This is a genomic window from Paenibacillus zeirhizosphaerae, from assembly GCF_030705605.1.
In the GTDB taxonomy this organism is placed as follows: domain Bacteria; phylum Bacillota; class Bacilli; order Paenibacillales; family Paenibacillaceae; genus Paenibacillus; species Paenibacillus zeirhizosphaerae.
In genome coordinates, this window is record NZ_JAPCKK010000011.1 from 397,253 (window position 1) to 414,013 (window position 16,761).

Consider the following 16,761-nt stretch of genomic DNA (forward strand, 5'->3'; position numbering starts at 1 on the left):
TCAATAACAGCGCTTCTATCCTGCACAAACGTCAGCCGCCGTTGCTTGGAGGGGCAGAAGATGCCCCCACCGTAAACTCGCCGCCGCTCTCCAGCTTAACCCGCCATACCGGCACAAGTTCAATACCCTGGTCTTTCAGCTTCGGCAAATACGCCGGACTAATGTCCGTAATCGCTCTGCCTTCCGTCTGCTTAGCAAGCTGCTGCTTAAGTTTTTCCCCTCCAGGCAGCATCACTTTGGTGGAGGAATGCTCCCCGCCCTTCAAATACAGCAGCGAACGCTCATAGACAGATGCCGTTTCCTGCTGCATTTCCAACTGAATCGTCCCGAAGCGGAAAGAAGGCTTGTCCATCACCGGGTAGGACTTGTAATACTGCTGAAATAACACCTGGGTCCCATAATCCAGACTGCTCTGCATAGCCAGCCGATAGCTGCCGTCCCAGCCTCCATGCTGGTTGACGAACTCCACGCCTGCCAGCAAATCGCGGACGGCATCGCTTTCCTCCGAGGAAGGGGCCGCCGGGTCCGTATAGCTCATCCAGCGCTGCTCCTGCCTGACCTGCAGACTACGTTTGCTGTCCGTATAGATTTCCGATCCATCCTTCTCCTGAATATTGCGTGTAATGCCCGGATCAAAGAAGAGATTGCGCTGCATTTGCTCAGTCGTAAATAGTCCGGACAGAATGACAGGCTGCTCGGCCTCCACACCCTCATAAGGGATATAATAAGCGCCGTCTGTCAATTCATAGGGCGTCGTACTGGTGCCAAAGGCTACATGCTGCTCCACGTCCTCAATCGTCAAATCCGCCTGGGTCGCTTCATAAACGACATCCCCACGGGTACTGAAGAACAGTGCATGGGCCTGTGATGCCTGCTTATCCACGTAGATCCAGATCCGGTTGATCGTTTCCGCGCGGAAGACAGGGTCCGGCGTAATGCGCATCAGCCTCTCCAGCAGCGTGACCGGCACACCACCACTAAATGAGAGCTCAATTCCCTTGTTCTCTTTACGAATGGCGTTCCAGTCGGACGACTGGATGCTGCGTCTTTGATAGCTTTCAAAGGTCCGCCCTTCCAGACGCGAAAGAATTAGATCATAAAAGGTGGTTCCCGGATAAAACACCGTATGCTTGTCTTCCCCCATATGAATGATCATCCGGTCGGGGAAAATAAGATCCTCGATGCTCTCCTCCTGGCCCATATTGTCAGTCTGTACATAGCTCGTCTCCGATGAGAGAATCGTACCGCTTCCGGGCAGACGGTAGATCAGAAAATAGCTCTGTACCAGACTGCCCAGCACCAGAACAGAGAGCGCCATTGACTTAACCCGTTCCTTCAACGCATTCCCCTCCCTTCACCCGGCATCGGCAGTGTAAACGTCGCACGTGTACCTTTGCCCAGCTCGGATTCCAGGGTAATTATGCCGCCGTGCGCTTTGACAATTTCCCGGGCAATCGACAAACCAAGCCCTGTTCCTCCCATGTTTCGCGAGCGCGCCTTGTCGACACGGTAAAAACGTTCGAAAATCCTGTCGAGATCCTTCTTCGGAATACCGATCCCGGTGTCCTGCACGGATATCGCGAGCCATTCACCGCGGCGGCGGGCTTCAATCACAATGCTTCCGCCTTCCGGCGTATATTTGAGCGCATTTGAAACCAGATTATCAAGCACTTGATCCACCTGATCCCGATCCACCATAACGGAGCCGATACCCTGTTCAATTACAACCCGGTCCTGAATCAGCTTCTCCTGTATTTGAAACGAAAAGCGGTCCGCCACATCCTCCAACAGCTCCTCAACATCCACAGGCTGAATACGAAGCGGGGCCTCATTGGAATCCAGCCTGGACAGGTGCAGCAGATCCGTAACGAGCCGGATCATACGCTCGGTCTCGTTCCGGATGACACCAACAAAGCGCTCTCCGAGCTGCGGCTCCTGCATAGCGCCTTCATCCAGCGCTTCGGCGTAGCTTCGGATCGTCGTCAGCGGCGTCCGTAGCTCGTGCGACACGTTCGCTACAAACTCGCGCCGCGTATGCTCCATCTCCTCCTGCTCGGTCACATCCTGCAGCACGGCTATGGTTCCTGTAATGCCAATCTCGCGACGGTGAATCGGTGTGAACGTCACCCGAATAACGACCGGGTCGGATTGATCCAGCGGCTCGAGCTGCAGCAGTGTAGATGCAGGCACGCCCGTGATCAGCGCATCCGCTTCCTCCGGGTCCAGCCCGAGCAGCAGCGCAATATGCCTGCCGGCAATCTCGTTGTTGTTCACCCCGAGCATGGAGCTGGCCCGCAGGTTAACGAGGATAACCCGCCCGTTCTCGTCCGTTGCGATAACGCCGTCGCTCATGTTCGACAGAATGGAGGACAGCTTCTCCTTCTCCTCTTCATTCTGGGAGAGCGCTTCACGCAGCCTGCTGGTCATATAGTTAAAGGCGCTGCTCAGTTGACCGATCTCGTCGCTGCCGAATACAGGCATCTTCTGGTCAAAGTTGCCCTCTGCCACGGCCGTTGCATGCTTCGTCATCACCTTGATCGGATGTGTGATCGTATGCGAGAGCACGACGCCCAGCACAGCGGTCAGCCCGAGTGCAATCAGCATTCCCGAGAGGAACACATTATTGATCCGCTGCATCGTGTCGTACAGCTCAGCCATGGAGGCGGCAATATAGACGGCGCCGACAATTTTGCCGTCGCTGATGACCGGTTTGGCCACCACCTTTTTACGCACATTATCCTCGTCGATCATGTACTCTTCGTTATCGCGAATGCCCTGCAGCGCACGGCTGACCACGGTTTGCGTATTTTTCCGCCCGATGTAGTCAGCATGGGAGCTCTGGGAGGTAATCAGCACCTTGCCGCTTGCGTCGAGCACCTGAATTTCGGCCCCGCTGAAATCAAACAAATTGTTCACGCGCACGCGCAGACTCTCGACGCTGTCTTCCGCACTCTTGCCGTCAGTTCCGCCCAGGTCCTGCTCTGCAAGCACCGACAGCATTTCAGCCCGGGCCTGCAAATCCTGCGTGAAATTACTCGTCAGCGAATTCTTCATCGAACTGACGAAATACACGCCGATCAACTGCATGGCCACCAGAATAAGCAGCACATATATAATGATCAGCTTCGCCTGGATCGTACGGAAGAACCTCATCCATTTCATCCGAAGCTGCCGCCTTTGCCGTTATGGATCAAATATCCAAGTCCACGCCGGGTCATGATCGTCTCCGGCTTGCTCGGATTCTCCTCAATTTTCTCACGCAGCCGCCGAATAGTGACATCGACCGTCCGCACGTCTCCGTAATACTCAAAGCCCCATACCGCCTGCAGCAAATGCTCGCGTGTCATCACCTTGCCTGCATTCTTCGCCATGTAGTACAGCAGCTCGTATTCGCGGTGTGTCAGATCCAGCGGAGCCCCATGTTTATAAGCTGTGTACATATCCGTATCAAAATAAAGGTCCCCCACACGCAACCCCTGCGGCTTCTCCTCCGCCGGTTTAAGCTCGGCTGCGGCGGCACCACGCTGACGGCGCATCTGAGCCTTCACCCGTGCCAGCAGCTCGCGCGTGCTGAATGGCTTAGTCACATAATCGTCAGCCCCGAGCTCCAGACCGAGCACCTTATCGATCTCCCCATCCTTGGCGGTAAGCATGATGATAGGGGTCTGCAAATGATGGCCCCGCACCTCGCGGCAGACATCCATACCGTCCATGCCCGGCAGCATCAAGTCCAGCAAAATCAGATCCGGCTGCTGCTTGACTGCGATATCGACCGCACTGATTCCGTCAAAGGCACAAATGACCTGGTAGCCCTCTTTTTCCAAATTAAATTTCAAAATATCGGCGATAGGCTGTTCGTCATCCACCACCAGAATCGTTCCCTGCATGCCGTATCTCACCCCGATCGCATCTATGATATGAAGCTTATAGAGCCATTTCTGCGTTTTGCGTTTATTGCAAATATTTATTTTATATCTAACCTTCATTTTAGCATAGCAGACATGCCGTTACATCCTTCCCAGCCATGTTGTCTGCCAAAAAAGTACCCTTGCCACGCAGGAATAGCAAAAAGCATGCCCGGCAATTGCCGTACATGCTCTATTTTAAAAAATAAATATATATAATAATCAGTTCATTACATTGCGACTCCCAAGTACTTGCACTGCGGGTATGACACTCGCTTTACCTCAAATACGTCAGCGGATTTTGCGCGGAATTGTTTTTACGGATTTCAAAATGCAGATGCGTTCCAGTTGAGCGGCCGGTGCTGCCCATCACGCCGATGGACTGTCCCTTGCTTACCGTCTGACCAACGGAGACGCCGATGCTGCTCAGATGACCGTATACCGTCTGGTAACTGTTGCCATGGTCGATGACAATCACATTGCCGTAGCCATTTTGTGTACCCGCAAATGAAACTTTGCCTTCATCCGAGGCCTGCACATCACGGCTGCCAACCATATCAACGCCTTCATGCATTCTGCCCCAGCGCGAGCCATAGCTGCTTGTCAGGGAAGCCCCTGATACCGGCCATGCGAAATCGCCTGTTCCCTGGCCGATCACCTTGGTCCCCCGCAATACAACTTCCGGTACGGAAGCCTTCAGAACCTCCTGGCCAAGCCATTCTTCCTTCACAACTTCCCCGTTCTCTTTGGTAATCTGATAATCCATCCGCTTCAATCCGGCCTGTCCGGGGCGGACTACCTTGGTGGTTCCGGCTTTCAGCTCATCGCTTTCACGAATGATTTTTTCCGGCTCAATGTTGATCTGCTCTACAACCTTCTCTACTGTCTTGACCGTCACTGGAGGCTTAGGCGCAGTAATTTTAAGCTCATCACCGATTTGGAGATATTTTTCCTTGGTTCCGGAATTATTTTGCTTGATCTCCCAGGCTGTCATTTCAAACTTGCCGGCAATGGTGGAGAGTGTATCCCCTTCCCTTACCACATACGTCACCGGCTCTTCCCGTTCTTTCATCAGCGTCTGGACCGCCTCATCCTCTGTCAGTACCTTATTCGGGTCCGCCTCGACAGGCTCAAGGTCGATGTCTTCGTTGATGCCAACGGAAGTCAACCAAGTCTTAGGCGTTGCCGCAGACGCCCCAGTCGATGTTTTCTTGGCGCTGGACTGAATTCCCGTCGTTCCTTCGCTGTCCGGCATATATTGCTTCTGAACCTGCTTCAATACAGCCTGGGCTGTTTCCGTATCCTTAACAATACCGATGACTTCTCCGTCAACAACGACTTCCACTCCTTTGGCGTGTGCCGTCAACATGCTGTCAAGCTTGCTCAGTGTCGCATTGCTGTCAATATCGGCCTTGTAGGCTTTCTCAACCTTAGTTGATATGCCTTCCGTATTCAGCGCCATTTCTACATCCGGATATTTCTCCGCATACTCTTGTGCTTTCGTTTTATACAGCTTCTGTAATTGGTCTTCGCTCTGGAGAGCTCCTACTTCGGTGCCTTTGACGTACACCTTGTAGTAAGGGACTGTGTTGGCGGCAACGTATTGATTACCTGCAAAAATGATTCCACCCACGACAATGATGCTTCCGGCTACTGCCACGGCCCATTTGCGTGGGCTGTTTAAGCCATTCCGCCACTGCCTGACATCAAAAGTGAACCTCTTCCTGCCTTCCCTTTCTTCATGACCGATGGTTTGTTCGCCGGATGCGCCGCCTCCGGACTCCCCACCGTTCAGAGGTGTTCCCTTGAAACCCTTCATGTTACTCTCCCTTTCAGATCTTTCTCTCGCTGACAATTAAAAACTGCTGGTTCAATCAAGCTTCGGCACCTGGATTCATTCGGATACGATCTGTATAATATCTATTCCATTCATTCGTAGTTCGTAAGGTTGTTAAAATTGCATGCATACGAAAAAGGTTTCAAAATTTTAACCTTTTATTAACACCTGTTTACTTTAACATAGCTTTTACAGGGATTTCAACTGTACCAAACAACACAAAAAACCGCGCTCAGCGCGGCTTAAATGTAGTGATTTCCAAAAATATACTTTTGTTGTTTGGGTCTGCTGATTACCTATCCATGAACGGGCCTGTCTTAAGGCCTATAAGCCTTATTCCTTAAGCAATTCCATCAGCTTGGTGTATTCTTCCGTCGTCATCCGTTTGGCAATCACCTGTTCGATCTCCTGCAGTTCGGTTTCGGTCAAGCCGTCTTCCATCGCGACGGAGATCTGCTGCATATCCTCAGCCGGCAGCTTGTTCATCAGCATGTTAAAGATTTGCTGCTTCTCTTCTTCCGGCAGTTTGTCTTTCTTCTCCGTAATTTCACCGGGGGTCATGACCAACTCTTCGCCACCGGTTGCCGTAGTATCGGTACCGCCAACGCCAGCTTCTTCCTGTGATGTTGTCTCATCCTCGCCACTTCCCATGACAGGCAGGGCATCGTCCGGCACCTCTTCAGAGCTCGGTTCTGCCGGCGGCTTCTGCCCGGCCGGTTCACTTCCCGTCTCTCCTGAACCGCCGGTGACGGCAGATTCCGATGTGCTGTTATCCGGCTGCTGATTCCCGAACAAGCCTCCACCGAATACATTCAGCCCAATAGCCGGCTCATTCTCCAGTTGTATATTAAAAGAATCCAGCAGCGATTTTAGATAAGCATTCACGACCATACCCGTGGTCAGCACCGTCAGCCCGCTGATTAAAACGACCGTTAATCCTGTCTTGACCAGCCATCCGACCCATCTCATTTTGATCTCCTCCTCTTGGCACTACACAGCAGTACGAATACCTTTCCGCAATATAGAATTTATTACCAGTATGGACGAGAAAGGGTAACCTTAACCCTGGATGGGTGCCGAAGAAACGCCGGAATCGGTCTATATGCGATGATCACATAAGTAATCTAAAAAAAGCGTGCCAACCACATATTGTTGAATACGCGGTTAGCACGCTGATATTTCTCTCTATTATACGTAAATTGGAAGCACCTGGTTCGTCTGCTCGCGGTTACGGCCGACGGAGAAGATGGCAATGGGGATGCTTGTGAGCTCGGAAACACGTTTCACATAGTTACGTGTATTCTCTGGCAGCTCCTCAAGCGTCTTCACGCCGCTGATATCCTCGCTCCAGCCCGGCAGCTCTTCATACACCGCCTCACACTCCGCCAGCATTTTCAGGCTGGCAGGATAGTGTGAAATGATCTGTCCGCGATACTTGTAGCCTGTGCAGATTTTAACCGTCTCCAGGCCAGTCAACACGTCCAGCGAGTTCAGAGAAAGCCCCGTAATCCCGCTCACCCGACGGGCATGGCGGACCACTACGCTGTCGAACCAGCCGACACGGCGGGGACGCCCGGTTACGGTGCCGTACTCATGACCTTTTTCACGGATAAAATCACCGATCTCATTATTCAGCTCTGTAGGAAACGGTCCGTCGCCTACACGGGTCGTGTATGATTTCGCAACACCAATGACTTGTTTGATTTTGGACGGACCCACGCCCGAACCGATGCATACCCCGCCTGCCGACGGATTCGAGGATGTAACGAACGGATAAGTTCCCTGGTCGATATCCAGCATGACCCCTTGCGCGCCCTCGAACAGCACCTTCTGGTCCGCATCAATCGCGTCATTCAACACCACCGAGGTATCTGTAACGTAAGGACGAATGATTTCCGCATATTCTAAATATTGCTTCAGGATTTCTTCTACATCAAGAGGCTCTGAGCCGTATACCTGAGTAATGACCTGATTCTTTTCTTTCATCAGATGACGCAGCTTCTGCTCGAATTCTTCCGCATCCAGCAAATCAGAAATCCGGATGCCGTTGCGCGCTGCCTTATCCATATATGCCGGGCCAATGCCCTTGCGGGTTGTTCCGATCTTATTCGGCCCTTTACGGTCTTCTTCCAGCGCATCCAGTGTCATATGATAAGGCATGATCACATGAGCACGGTCGCTGATAACCAGATTTTTAGTGGAAAATCCATTATCGTGAATGTAGTTGATCTCTTCAATTAAAGCTGCAGGATTAATGACCATGCCGTTGCCAATAACACAAGTTTTATCTGCATAAAATACACCGGATGGGATTAGGCTGAGCTTATACTTCTTACCTTCGATCAGAATGGTATGTCCGGCATTGTTGCCCCCTTGGTACCGAGCGACTACATCAGCGCTTTCTGCCAGAAAGTCCGTGATTTTGCCCTTTCCTTCGTCTCCCCATTGTGTTCCCACAACGACTACAGTTGACATAGTTTCATTCCTCCGTGGAGTGCCCCAGACACTCTGATTTTGGACTGCTTCCCCACCCGGGCAGCACCTTGCTCCGGTGCAACGAACAGGATTTGGACAACAGGAAAAACGTCCGGCAACTGTTCCTGGATTGCGGAACATCCCGGGCGTGCATTCATCCTGCCGCTTTGAGCAGCACTATAAGTGTAACAGCCTCCATTTTCAAAGTCAAATAAAAAACGAACAATATATAACATGAAAAATATATTGTTCGTAAATCAGCCTTTTTTCACCAAAAAACCGCCCTCCGAAATGATCTTAAGCATCTTTCAAAATACAAAAAGGGCATCCTGCGGCCATGTTTCATGGCTTTAGGACGCCCTCCTGGATATATTCTGGCACATACGCATACGACTCGACAGACCACTTAGCCTGCAAACGCATCGGCATGCGCACGTTCATAGTTAGCGAATTTATTGTAATTTTTGAGAAATACAAGCTCCACCGTACCTACCGGACCATTACGCTGTTTGGCAATAATGATTTCGATAATATTCTTCTTCTCAGTCTCCTGATTGTAATAATCATCCCGGTACAGGAAAGCCACGATATCGGCATCCTGCTCGATCGAACCCGATTCCCGCAAGTCACTCATCATCGGGCGCTTGTCCTGCCGTTGCTCCACGCCCCGGCTGAGCTGGGACAGGGCGATAACCGGCACTTCCAGCTCACGCGCAATCTGCTTTAGTGTACGGGAAATTTCCGACACCTCCTGCTGGCGGTTCTCGCCGGCTTTGCCGCGCCCATGAATGAGCTGCAGGTAGTCGATCACAATCATGCCCAGACCCTTTTCCGTTTTCAAGCGACGGCATTTAGCCCGGATATCCGCCACCGTAATCCCCGGCGTATCATCAATGTAGATCTCCGCTTCTGACAAAGCTGCGATGCCCATCGTCAGCTTGGCCCAATCTTCGTCCCCTTTGAACTCCCCCGTCCGCATGACGTTCGCGTCCAAATTCGCTTCCGCACAAATCATACGCTGCACCAGTTGAGCCGCCGACATCTCCAGACTGAAGATCGCTACGGTCTCCTTGGCGCGTACAGCGACGTTCTGCGCGATATTCAAGGCGAAGGCGGTCTTGCCGACAGAAGGACGTGCGGCTACGATAATCAGATCATTGCGCTGAAACCCTGCAGTCATTTTATCAAGATCCACAAAGCCGGATGGGATGCCGGTCGTATTGCCTCTGTTCTGATGCAGCAGCTCCACACGATCGAACACTTCCATCACGACATCACGTATGGATATAAAACCGCTGCCCGAACGGCTGTTGGAGATTTCCAAAATGCGCCGCTCCGCATCACTGAGCATGCCCGGCACGTCTTCTCCGCCAGCGTAGCCTTCACTGACAATTTGCGTGGCTGCCCGAATCAGACGACGCAGCATCGCCTTCTCCTCGATGATCTGGGCGTAATAATCCACATTGGCGGCTGTCGGCACGCCGTGAGCTAGCCTGGACAGATAGCTTACGCCCCCGATATCCTCAAGCTGGCCCTTATCCTGCAGCTTAGATGTCAGCGTGACAAGGTCAATCGGTTGGCCCGCTTCACCCAGCTCAATCATCGCTTCAAAAATCAACTGATGGGATTTATCGTAAAAGTCATCGGTCTGAACCCGCTCCATCGCTGTAATCAGCGCTTCGGCCTGCAGCAGGATCGAACCGATTACCGCCTGCTCCGCTTCCAGATTCTGCGGAGGAATACGATCATAAAATTCGCCGCCCATATTACTCTTCAGTCACCTGAACCTTAAGGGTAGCCTTCACTTCAGGATGAAGCTTGACTGCCATTTGGGTCACGCCGAGCGTCCGGATTGGCTCATCCAGCTCAATTTTGCGTTTATCCAGCTTCACACCGCTGGACGCCAGAGCTTCCGCAATCTGCTTGGATGTAATGGCCCCGAACAAGCGACCGCCTTCGCCGGCTTTGGCTTTGAGCTGAACGGTCATGGCCTCCAGCTTCGTGGCCAACGCCTGAGCTTCCTCCTTCTCCTCCTGCTTGCGTCTTTCCTCTGCCGCGCTTTGGTTCTCCAGCACCTTCACATTTCCTTCGGTGGCCGGACGTACCAGATTGCGTGGCAGCAAGAAATTCGCGGCATAACCATCGGATACTTCCTTAATCTGTCCTTTTTTGCCTTGACCCTTTACATCTTTCAGAAAAATAACCTTCATTCGAACAACCCCTCTTCCCCTTCTATTTCAGCCAGAACTTCGATCAGCCTGCGTTCCGCTTCCTCCAGCGCACAATCCAACTGGACTGCCGCGTTCGTCAGGTGACCTCCGCCTCCCAGCCTTTCCATGACTACCTGTACATTCATGCGCCCGAGCGAACGGGCACTGATTCCTATCAAACCGTCAGGACGTTCACTGACGACAAAGGACGCCAGCACATCCGTCATATTCAGCAGCGTGTCCGCCACCTGGGCAATAAGCAACTGCGGGATTTTTCGGCCGGGCTCGGTGACCGCCAGCGCAATATGCCCATACAACATTTTAGCATGCTTAATGATTTCTGCCTTAGCAATATATTCATCCAGATCTTCTTTGAGCAACCGCTGGATCATCACCGTATCTGCACCGCTTCTGCGAAGAAAACCCGCCGCCTCGAAGGTACGCGATCCGGTATGCAGGGAAAAATGCTTGGTATCCACGGTAATGCCGGCCAGCAGCGCCGTTGCTTCCAGCGGTGTAAACTGCACCTTGTCGTGAATATACTGCAGCAGCTCCGTAACCAGCTCACATGCAGAAGATGCGTAAGGCTCCAGATAGATTAACACCGCGTCATTAATGAATTCTTCACCGCGACGGTGATGATCGACTACGACGACACGGCTCGCCTGCTGGACAAGCCTTGGCTCCATGGTCATCGAAGCCTTATGCGTATCCACCACGACCAGCAAACTGTGCTCGGTCATCAACTGCATCGCCTCTTCAGGCGGGATAAATGCAGCAGACAGCACCTCTTCCTTATTCACCTGCTCTATCAGGCGTGTGATCGACGGATTAGGCTTATCCAACACAATGTGAGTCTCCACATTGTAGAGCGAAGCCGCCTTCCACACTCCGATGGCCGCACCAATGGCGTCCATGTCGGGATTTTTGTGCCCCAGAATAAAGACTCGGTCGCTCTCCTGCATCAGATCGCGTAGAGCATGGGCGATTACCCGGGCTCTTACTCTCGTCCGCTTCTCAACGGCGTTGGATTTGCCTCCATAGAAGGACAGGCGTTGGCCCGCCTTCACGGCCGCCTGATCACCGCCGCGTCCCAGCGCCATATCCAGACTGGATTGAGCCAGCTCACCCAGCTCGCTGATGGTATCCGCCCCGAAGGCAAGGCCAATGCTCAGCGTCATCGGCACCTTAAGATCTGCCGTCATCTCGCGCACGGCGTCCAAAATAACGAAACGGCTCTGCTCCAGCTCGGCAAGTGATTTGTAGCTGAGCATCATGAGATAACGCTCCGAGGAGAGCCGGCGCAGATAGACACCGTACTGCTTCGCCCAAGACGTAATCTCGCTGGATACCTTCGCGATCAGCGCCGTCCGCTGCTGGTCATCCATACTTTGGGAAGCCTCATCCAGATTATCTAGGAGTACGATGCCTATAGCGAGGCGTTCGTTCTCGTATTTGTCCCTCAGCACAGCAAGCTCCGTGATTTCGTAGAGGTAGATCAGCCTTTCGTCCGGTATGATGATGATACGATAAAATCTGCTGTCATGCTGCAGTTCAACCTGATGTTCCTTCACGGCCTCCTTGCTGTCCTTCTTGGCCTGCAGGATTCCGGCAAGCTGCGGAAAAATCTCCTGCAGCGGTTCCCCGATCAGCGTCTGATCCACAAACATGTCTGCGACAAACCGATTGCTCCACTCCACGGTACGGTCCTCACTGTAGAGAATGATCCCGAATGGCAGCGTGCTGACCACTTCTCCCTCGACCCTTTTTACGCGGAAAGAAAGACCGGTAATATACTCCGACAGGTCGTTTCTGGACCGAATCTCAGCCTGCAGCAGCACGCCTCCCATGACAAAAGACAGAAGCAGACCGACCACGCCAAGCTCCCAGTTGTACCACGTCAGTGCGATAACCAACAACAGCAGCAGCAGAAACACCCAGACGGTATGATAGCCGTGCCAGCGCTTCTGAAGAAATTTAGGCATGACTCATCACCCTACCTCTTCGATCTTGTAATAGCTTCACGCAGTGGAAAGGCTAAGTCGATAATGCCGATGATGCGCAACGGATGAATAAGCAGCACGATCCCGGCGAACACGAAAGAAAGCACCGGACTCCATTTGCGGGCATGCACCAGAAAAAAGAAGAATCCGATCGTCTGAATCACGAAGCAGATATTGATCAATGGAATTAGGTTGGCGGCGATCGTGGTCGCCCAGCCTCCGCCCGAACCGTTGGCAATCCATTCTATGATGATCGCCAGCAGATAATACCATATTAGCGCGCGGGGCAATCTCCACTCGCGGGCAGGCTTCATTTTGGGCACAGCCATCCCCATGGAGCTCAGGATCGGCCTCACCAATGCATGCGTGATGACAGCCATCGTGAACGAGGTGACAATCAGAGCATACGGAATCATCAGAACTGTCACATCGGCTATATTCTGTGTCGCTGAATCATCCCACGGCACTTGGGTGAGCGGGTTGTTATTGGCCATATCCTGCAATGGCGCAACCATTTCCGTTACGATTTGCCGAATATAATGTGACAGATCGAAATGGAAGAACGTCGTTGCCAGCAGCAGCAGCAGCAAAAATTCAGCGATAATGACACCAGTGCCGATCATGAGGGTATGAAAAGCGGGTACACTTTTTTTATACGCCCTGCCCATAATCAATGCCGGTATCAAAAAGTATGCCATAGGAAGCAGAAACAGCGGGTTGACTATAGCAAGAATCAGCGCCACCGGTATAATACACATAGCGAATGTTCTGAACGGTTGGGATGCGAATAATACGGCACCGGGCACGATCAGGAAAAATGGAGTAAGGACTCTCAACGGAGTGAGTAATGATAATAGCAGCAGCAGATAGATCATGCTCCATACCACTGCAGCCACGCTTGATTTCAAATGTGTTCACCTCTTACGCATATGTTCTTCGAGTGCGGAAATATCCTGGTACCAGTCTTCAAGCTGGTGGCCTTCCTGTCTGTGCTTTCTTAATTTGTTGAGCAACTGCTGATCCAGATCTGTGTATGAAATACCCAGCCGCCTGCCCAGAATGTAACTGCTCATGATCAGACTTGCCAGACTGTCCCCAATGCGGGAGGTGCTCCCTTCCCACATCGCCTTGAACAAACGTGACACCTGATCGAGTACTTCCGTCTTCAGCCATTCTATAACCTTTGCACGTTTGGCTACATCCAGTTCTTTAGACATATAGTGAAAAGCCACATCCTTCTGAAAGAGCTTTATTCTCCATTATAGCATAACCCAAGTTCATTACGAAGGCACACCCCGCACGTAGAAGAAAAGCCCACTTTAACCACCGATCTTAGGCCCAGCAGACTTTCCTCCAACGATATTCAGTTATCCGCCCGAATTCATGGATTCCCTTGACACAAATTTTTCACAATACTCAATGATTTGGCTACGTCTTACAATGCCTATAAAACGGTCCATGTCATCCACGACGGGAACAAAGTTTTGCACCTTGGCAAGATTGATCAGATCCTCCATGTTCGCTTCAATCGAAACAGGCTTGATATTTACACGCAACGGCACGTCCTTAAGAAAAAACTTTGAAGCATTCTCAAAGGTGATCAGCCCTTTTGAATTTTTCATATGCCAGAGCAGGTCACCTTCCGTCACCGTTCCGAAGTACTTGCCGTCTTTATCCAGAATCGGGACAGCCGTAAAGCGATGATACTCCATGCGCTCCAGCGTTTGCCGCAGCGTAGAATCGGATGTAACGTATGCTACCTCCTGTTTGGGCAGCAGAAAAAATGCAATATTCATAAGTGCTCATTATCCTCCTTCGGATTCCCCAGACCCTAATCCACTGTTCCACGAGGAACAAAATCAGCAGTCGGCGAACCGGCTGCTGATGGATTGATTCCTATGACGCTTTTTCGGACTTATTCAATTTCCTGACGGTCCGGCAGCATTAACGTCGCAGACGTTGTATTAGGGTCCATCCAGTTTTCAATGAGCGATTGGGCGTATTCCAGATCTTCCTCATCTGCCTGGTCATAATAAGTGCCGTTTATCTTTAACCCTTCTCCCATAATGGTGAAACTGGAAATTTGCGGTTTAGACTGAGTCAGAACCTGCTTGCCCAAATCCACGATAAAACTTGGCTGCATGTCCGTCTGGAAATTCTGTCCCATAATGTCGAGCAGTTCCGGTATTTGGGTAATCCCATTAATGGTCAATACTTTGTCGGCCAGCGCATTCAGGAAAATTTGCTGGCGCTTCGTGCGGTTAAAATCGCTGTCTTCCCGGTAACGGACATAATACATCGCTTCTTCCCCGTTATACACCGGCTTGCCGCCTTCAATTTTAAATTTCACATGCGCCGGATTCTTGTTCTCCATATCCTCTACAATAGGGAGTGACACACCACCTACGGCATTCACGACATCCTGTATGGCTTGGAAATTGATTGTCGCATAATAATCGATATCATGGTCAAGGAAGTTTTCCACCGTATTGATGGACATCTCCTCGCCGCCATACGCGAAAGCATGAGTCAGCTTGTCGTAATCATCCGCACCGTCATGGTCTGCATCCCTGCCGATGACCTGCACATACGTGTCACGGGGGACAGAAATAAGCAGCACCCGTGATTCCTTCGGTCTGACCGCAGCAAACATAATCGTATCTGAACGCCCTCGGGTTTTCTCATACGGTCGCTTGTCAGAACCTAGCAGTAGCACGGAAAATGGCTTATCCTGATACACAACCGGTTCCGGAGCTGGCATATTCCCGCCCTCCCGCGGCTGATAAGATTGCTGAAGCTTGCTTTCCAGCGTCGGGGAAATGAACCAGTCAAAGGCAAGCGCCGTCAGCGGTTTGCGCAGTAAATAAGCGCCCCCGGCCAGCAGGATCAGAATCAGGAGACCAATCCACCAACCATTTCTCTTCTTCTTCTTCCTTTTTCTTCTCTTATCCGCAGATCTTCTCTCCATAGTATGATTCCTTCTTCACATATAAATTAGAACTGCTTGAATGATCCACCCTATTAACAGCAAGCTTAGTATCCCATACCGCTTGCTTCTCTACTTAAAGTTAAATGCAACTGATGAACAAATGAAGCTCAGAGCTCCTTTCACCAGCATAAGTTTTTATGCAGCCTGTTGTCAAAATCATAGGCCTTTTGACGGAACAAGCCCTCCCTATTGTAATCTCGTTTACGGGAAAAGGGAATGCCCTTTTCTTTGATATATTCCAAGTATATGCCCAATATCGCCAGGTTAGCGTTGCATCATACAAAAAAAGGTTTTGCCCCGAGGCAAAACCTGATTCATTTTGTCAAACTACTCACAATGCGGATAATCCGGGAGCTAAATAAGTCCAGCTTAGCAGACGGTCCTTAAGAGACGGTTCGAAGTCAAATCCGTAATCAAACAGCTTACGAGTCTCTTTAAAGCGCTCCTCCCGGCTTGACGCACCCATGACGACCGCGATCAACCGTGTTCCATTCTTCTCTGCGGTGCCGGTAAAGCAGTATCCAGCCTCCGCGGTATAACCGGTTTTTAAGCCGTCTGCTCCCGAATAGGAGTAAGGCCCGTCCAATGAAGAAAGCATCCAGTTCGTATTGCTTAGATACAGTCCCTTGCCCTTTAACTCCATCTGGGTGAGACTTGAAGTGCTCAGTATTTCAGGGTGGGTAGAGATCAGATAGGAAGCCAGCTTAGCCGTGTCTCCGGCTGTCATCCGCGTATCTCCATGAATATTCGCGGGATGATTCAAGCCCAGCTCCTGCTCCCCTGCTCCGGATGCGTTGGCGAAATGTGTAGCGCTGGAGAGCCCGATCTTCGCTGCCTTCTCATTCATCCGTTGCACAAAGACAGCTTCCGAACCCGATAAATGCTCAGCGAGCGCCACGGCCGCGTCATTAGCAGAGTAAATCACCATGCTCTGGAATAGCTCACTGACGGTCATCAATTCCCCATGACGCAGGGACAGATTCACACCGCCTACCGTGCTCGCATAACGGCTGATGGTGACCTCGTCGCTCCAATTCAACTTACCCGAGGCGACATCCTCCAGCACCAGCAGCTCTGTCATGAGCTTGGCCATACTTGCGGACGGAAGGGCTTCGTTACCGTTCACGTCCATCAGCAATTTACCGGTTCTCAGGTCCATGAGAACTGCTGCTTCTGCACGCACGTCAGGCTTACCGATCAGCGTGATCGGCTCAGCCGCCAGATATATAATTGCAATTAACGCTGGTATAAGCACCCAGCGGAGCCACCGCTTTTTCATCCTTGTCCAACCCCCATATATATATTAGACGATGGAAAAGGGTGTTTTGTCTGCAATTTCCGC

14 protein-coding genes are annotated in these 16,761 nt (G+C 51.4%); all 14 read right to left on the reverse strand.

Annotated features, from left to right (window positions below; all coding sequences use genetic code 11):
* Nucleotides 1-31: 31 nt before the first annotated feature.
* Nucleotides 32-1,339, reverse strand: coding sequence for a YycH family regulatory protein (locus OIN60_RS06530; RefSeq protein WP_305754036.1), 1,308 nt, complete (start codon nt 1,337-1,339; stop codon nt 32-34).
* Entirely contained in the window at nt 1,336-3,162 is a 1,827-nt protein-coding gene (walK, locus tag OIN60_RS06535; protein WP_305754037.1) for a cell wall metabolism sensor histidine kinase WalK, read from the reverse strand. The genes OIN60_RS06530 and walK overlap by 4 nt, the downstream gene beginning before the upstream one ends.
* Complete coding sequence (yycF, locus tag OIN60_RS06540) at nt 3,159-3,887, reverse strand: response regulator YycF (protein ID WP_305754038.1); 729 nt, start codon at nt 3,885-3,887, stop codon at nt 3,159-3,161. Before yycF ends, walK begins: the two co-directional genes overlap by 4 nt.
* Nucleotides 3,888-4,182: 295 nt before the next feature.
* A complete protein-coding gene (locus OIN60_RS06545; protein ID WP_305754039.1) occupies nt 4,183-5,724 on the reverse strand; it encodes a M23 family metallopeptidase in 1,542 nt (513 codons plus the stop codon).
* Nucleotides 5,725-6,075: 351 nt separating this feature from the next.
* The gene (locus OIN60_RS06550) at nt 6,076-6,711 is read right to left on the reverse strand and encodes a hypothetical protein (protein WP_305754040.1); all 636 of its coding nucleotides are present in this window, start codon (nt 6,709-6,711) and stop codon (nt 6,076-6,078) included.
* Nucleotides 6,712-6,930: 219 nt separating this feature from the next.
* A complete protein-coding gene (locus OIN60_RS06555) occupies nt 6,931-8,217 on the reverse strand; it encodes an adenylosuccinate synthase (RefSeq protein WP_305754041.1) in 1,287 nt (428 codons plus the stop codon).
* A gap of 406 nt (nt 8,218-8,623) precedes the next feature.
* On the reverse strand, nt 8,624-9,982 hold the full coding sequence (gene dnaB, locus OIN60_RS06560; protein WP_305754042.1) for a replicative DNA helicase: 1,359 nt from the start codon (nt 9,980-9,982) through the stop codon (nt 8,624-8,626).
* Between the two features lies 1 nt (nt 9,983).
* Nucleotides 9,984-10,427 carry a 50S ribosomal protein L9 gene (rplI, locus tag OIN60_RS06565; protein WP_305754043.1) on the reverse strand — a complete coding sequence of 148 codons (444 nt, stop codon included), beginning with the start codon at nt 10,425-10,427 and terminating at the stop codon, nt 9,984-9,986.
* A complete protein-coding gene (locus tag OIN60_RS06570; protein ID WP_305754044.1) occupies nt 10,424-12,412 on the reverse strand; it encodes a DHH family phosphoesterase in 1,989 nt (662 codons plus the stop codon). The genes rplI and OIN60_RS06570 overlap by 4 nt, the downstream gene beginning before the upstream one ends.
* Before the next feature lie 11 nt (nt 12,413-12,423).
* On the reverse strand, nt 12,424-13,338 hold the full coding sequence (locus tag OIN60_RS06575; RefSeq protein ID WP_305754045.1) for a DUF2232 domain-containing protein: 915 nt from the start codon (nt 13,336-13,338) through the stop codon (nt 12,424-12,426).
* Nucleotides 13,339-13,344: 6 nt separating this feature from the next.
* Complete coding sequence (locus OIN60_RS06580) at nt 13,345-13,647, reverse strand: MazG-like family protein (protein WP_305754046.1); 303 nt, start codon at nt 13,645-13,647, stop codon at nt 13,345-13,347.
* Nucleotides 13,648-13,797: 150 nt separating this feature from the next.
* Nucleotides 13,798-14,226: a CBS domain-containing protein gene (locus OIN60_RS06585; protein ID WP_305754047.1), complete on the reverse strand. Its 429-nt coding sequence runs from the start codon at nt 14,224-14,226 to the stop codon at nt 13,798-13,800.
* Nucleotides 14,227-14,345: 119 nt separating this feature from the next.
* A complete protein-coding gene (locus tag OIN60_RS06590; protein WP_305754048.1) occupies nt 14,346-15,398 on the reverse strand; it encodes an LCP family protein in 1,053 nt (350 codons plus the stop codon).
* Nucleotides 15,399-15,750: 352 nt separating this feature from the next.
* Nucleotides 15,751-16,698 (reverse strand): D-alanyl-D-alanine carboxypeptidase family protein, encoded by a 948-nt coding sequence (locus OIN60_RS06595; protein WP_305754049.1) that lies wholly within the window; start codon nt 16,696-16,698, stop codon nt 15,751-15,753.
* Nucleotides 16,699-16,761: the final 63 nt, after the last annotated feature.

Excerpts from the sequence above, each read along its gene's own strand:
- OIN60_RS06545 (WP_305754039.1), bottom strand. The coding sequence starts at position 5,724 with ATGAAGGGTTTCAAGGGAACACCTCTGAACGGTGGGGAGTCCGGAGGC.
- walK (WP_305754037.1), bottom strand. The coding sequence starts at position 3,162 with ATGAAATGGATGAGGTTCTTCCGTACGATCCAGGCGAAGCTGATCATT.
- OIN60_RS06585 (WP_305754047.1), bottom strand. The coding sequence starts at position 14,226 with ATGAATATTGCATTTTTTCTGCTGCCCAAACAGGAGGTAGCATACGTT.
- OIN60_RS06595 (WP_305754049.1), bottom strand. The coding sequence starts at position 16,698 with ATGAAAAAGCGGTGGCTCCGCTGGGTGCTTATACCAGCGTTAATTGCA.
- OIN60_RS06590 (WP_305754048.1), bottom strand. The coding sequence starts at position 15,398 with ATGGAGAGAAGATCTGCGGATAAGAGAAGAAAAAGGAAGAAGAAGAAG.
- OIN60_RS06550 (WP_305754040.1), bottom strand. The coding sequence starts at position 6,711 with ATGAGATGGGTCGGATGGCTGGTCAAGACAGGATTAACGGTCGTTTTA.
- rplI (WP_305754043.1), bottom strand. The coding sequence starts at position 10,427 with ATGAAGGTTATTTTTCTGAAAGATGTAAAGGGTCAAGGCAAAAAAGGA.
- yycF (WP_305754038.1), bottom strand. The coding sequence starts at position 3,887 with ATGCAGGGAACGATTCTGGTGGTGGATGACGAACAGCCTATCGCCGAT.
- OIN60_RS06570 (WP_305754044.1), bottom strand. The coding sequence starts at position 12,412 with ATGCCTAAATTTCTTCAGAAGCGCTGGCACGGCTATCATACCGTCTGG.
- OIN60_RS06580 (WP_305754046.1), bottom strand. The coding sequence starts at position 13,647 with ATGTCTAAAGAACTGGATGTAGCCAAACGTGCAAAGGTTATAGAATGG.
- dnaB (WP_305754042.1), bottom strand. The coding sequence starts at position 9,982 with ATGGGCGGCGAATTTTATGATCGTATTCCTCCGCAGAATCTGGAAGCG.
- OIN60_RS06555 (WP_305754041.1), bottom strand. The coding sequence starts at position 8,217 with ATGTCAACTGTAGTCGTTGTGGGAACACAATGGGGAGACGAAGGAAAG.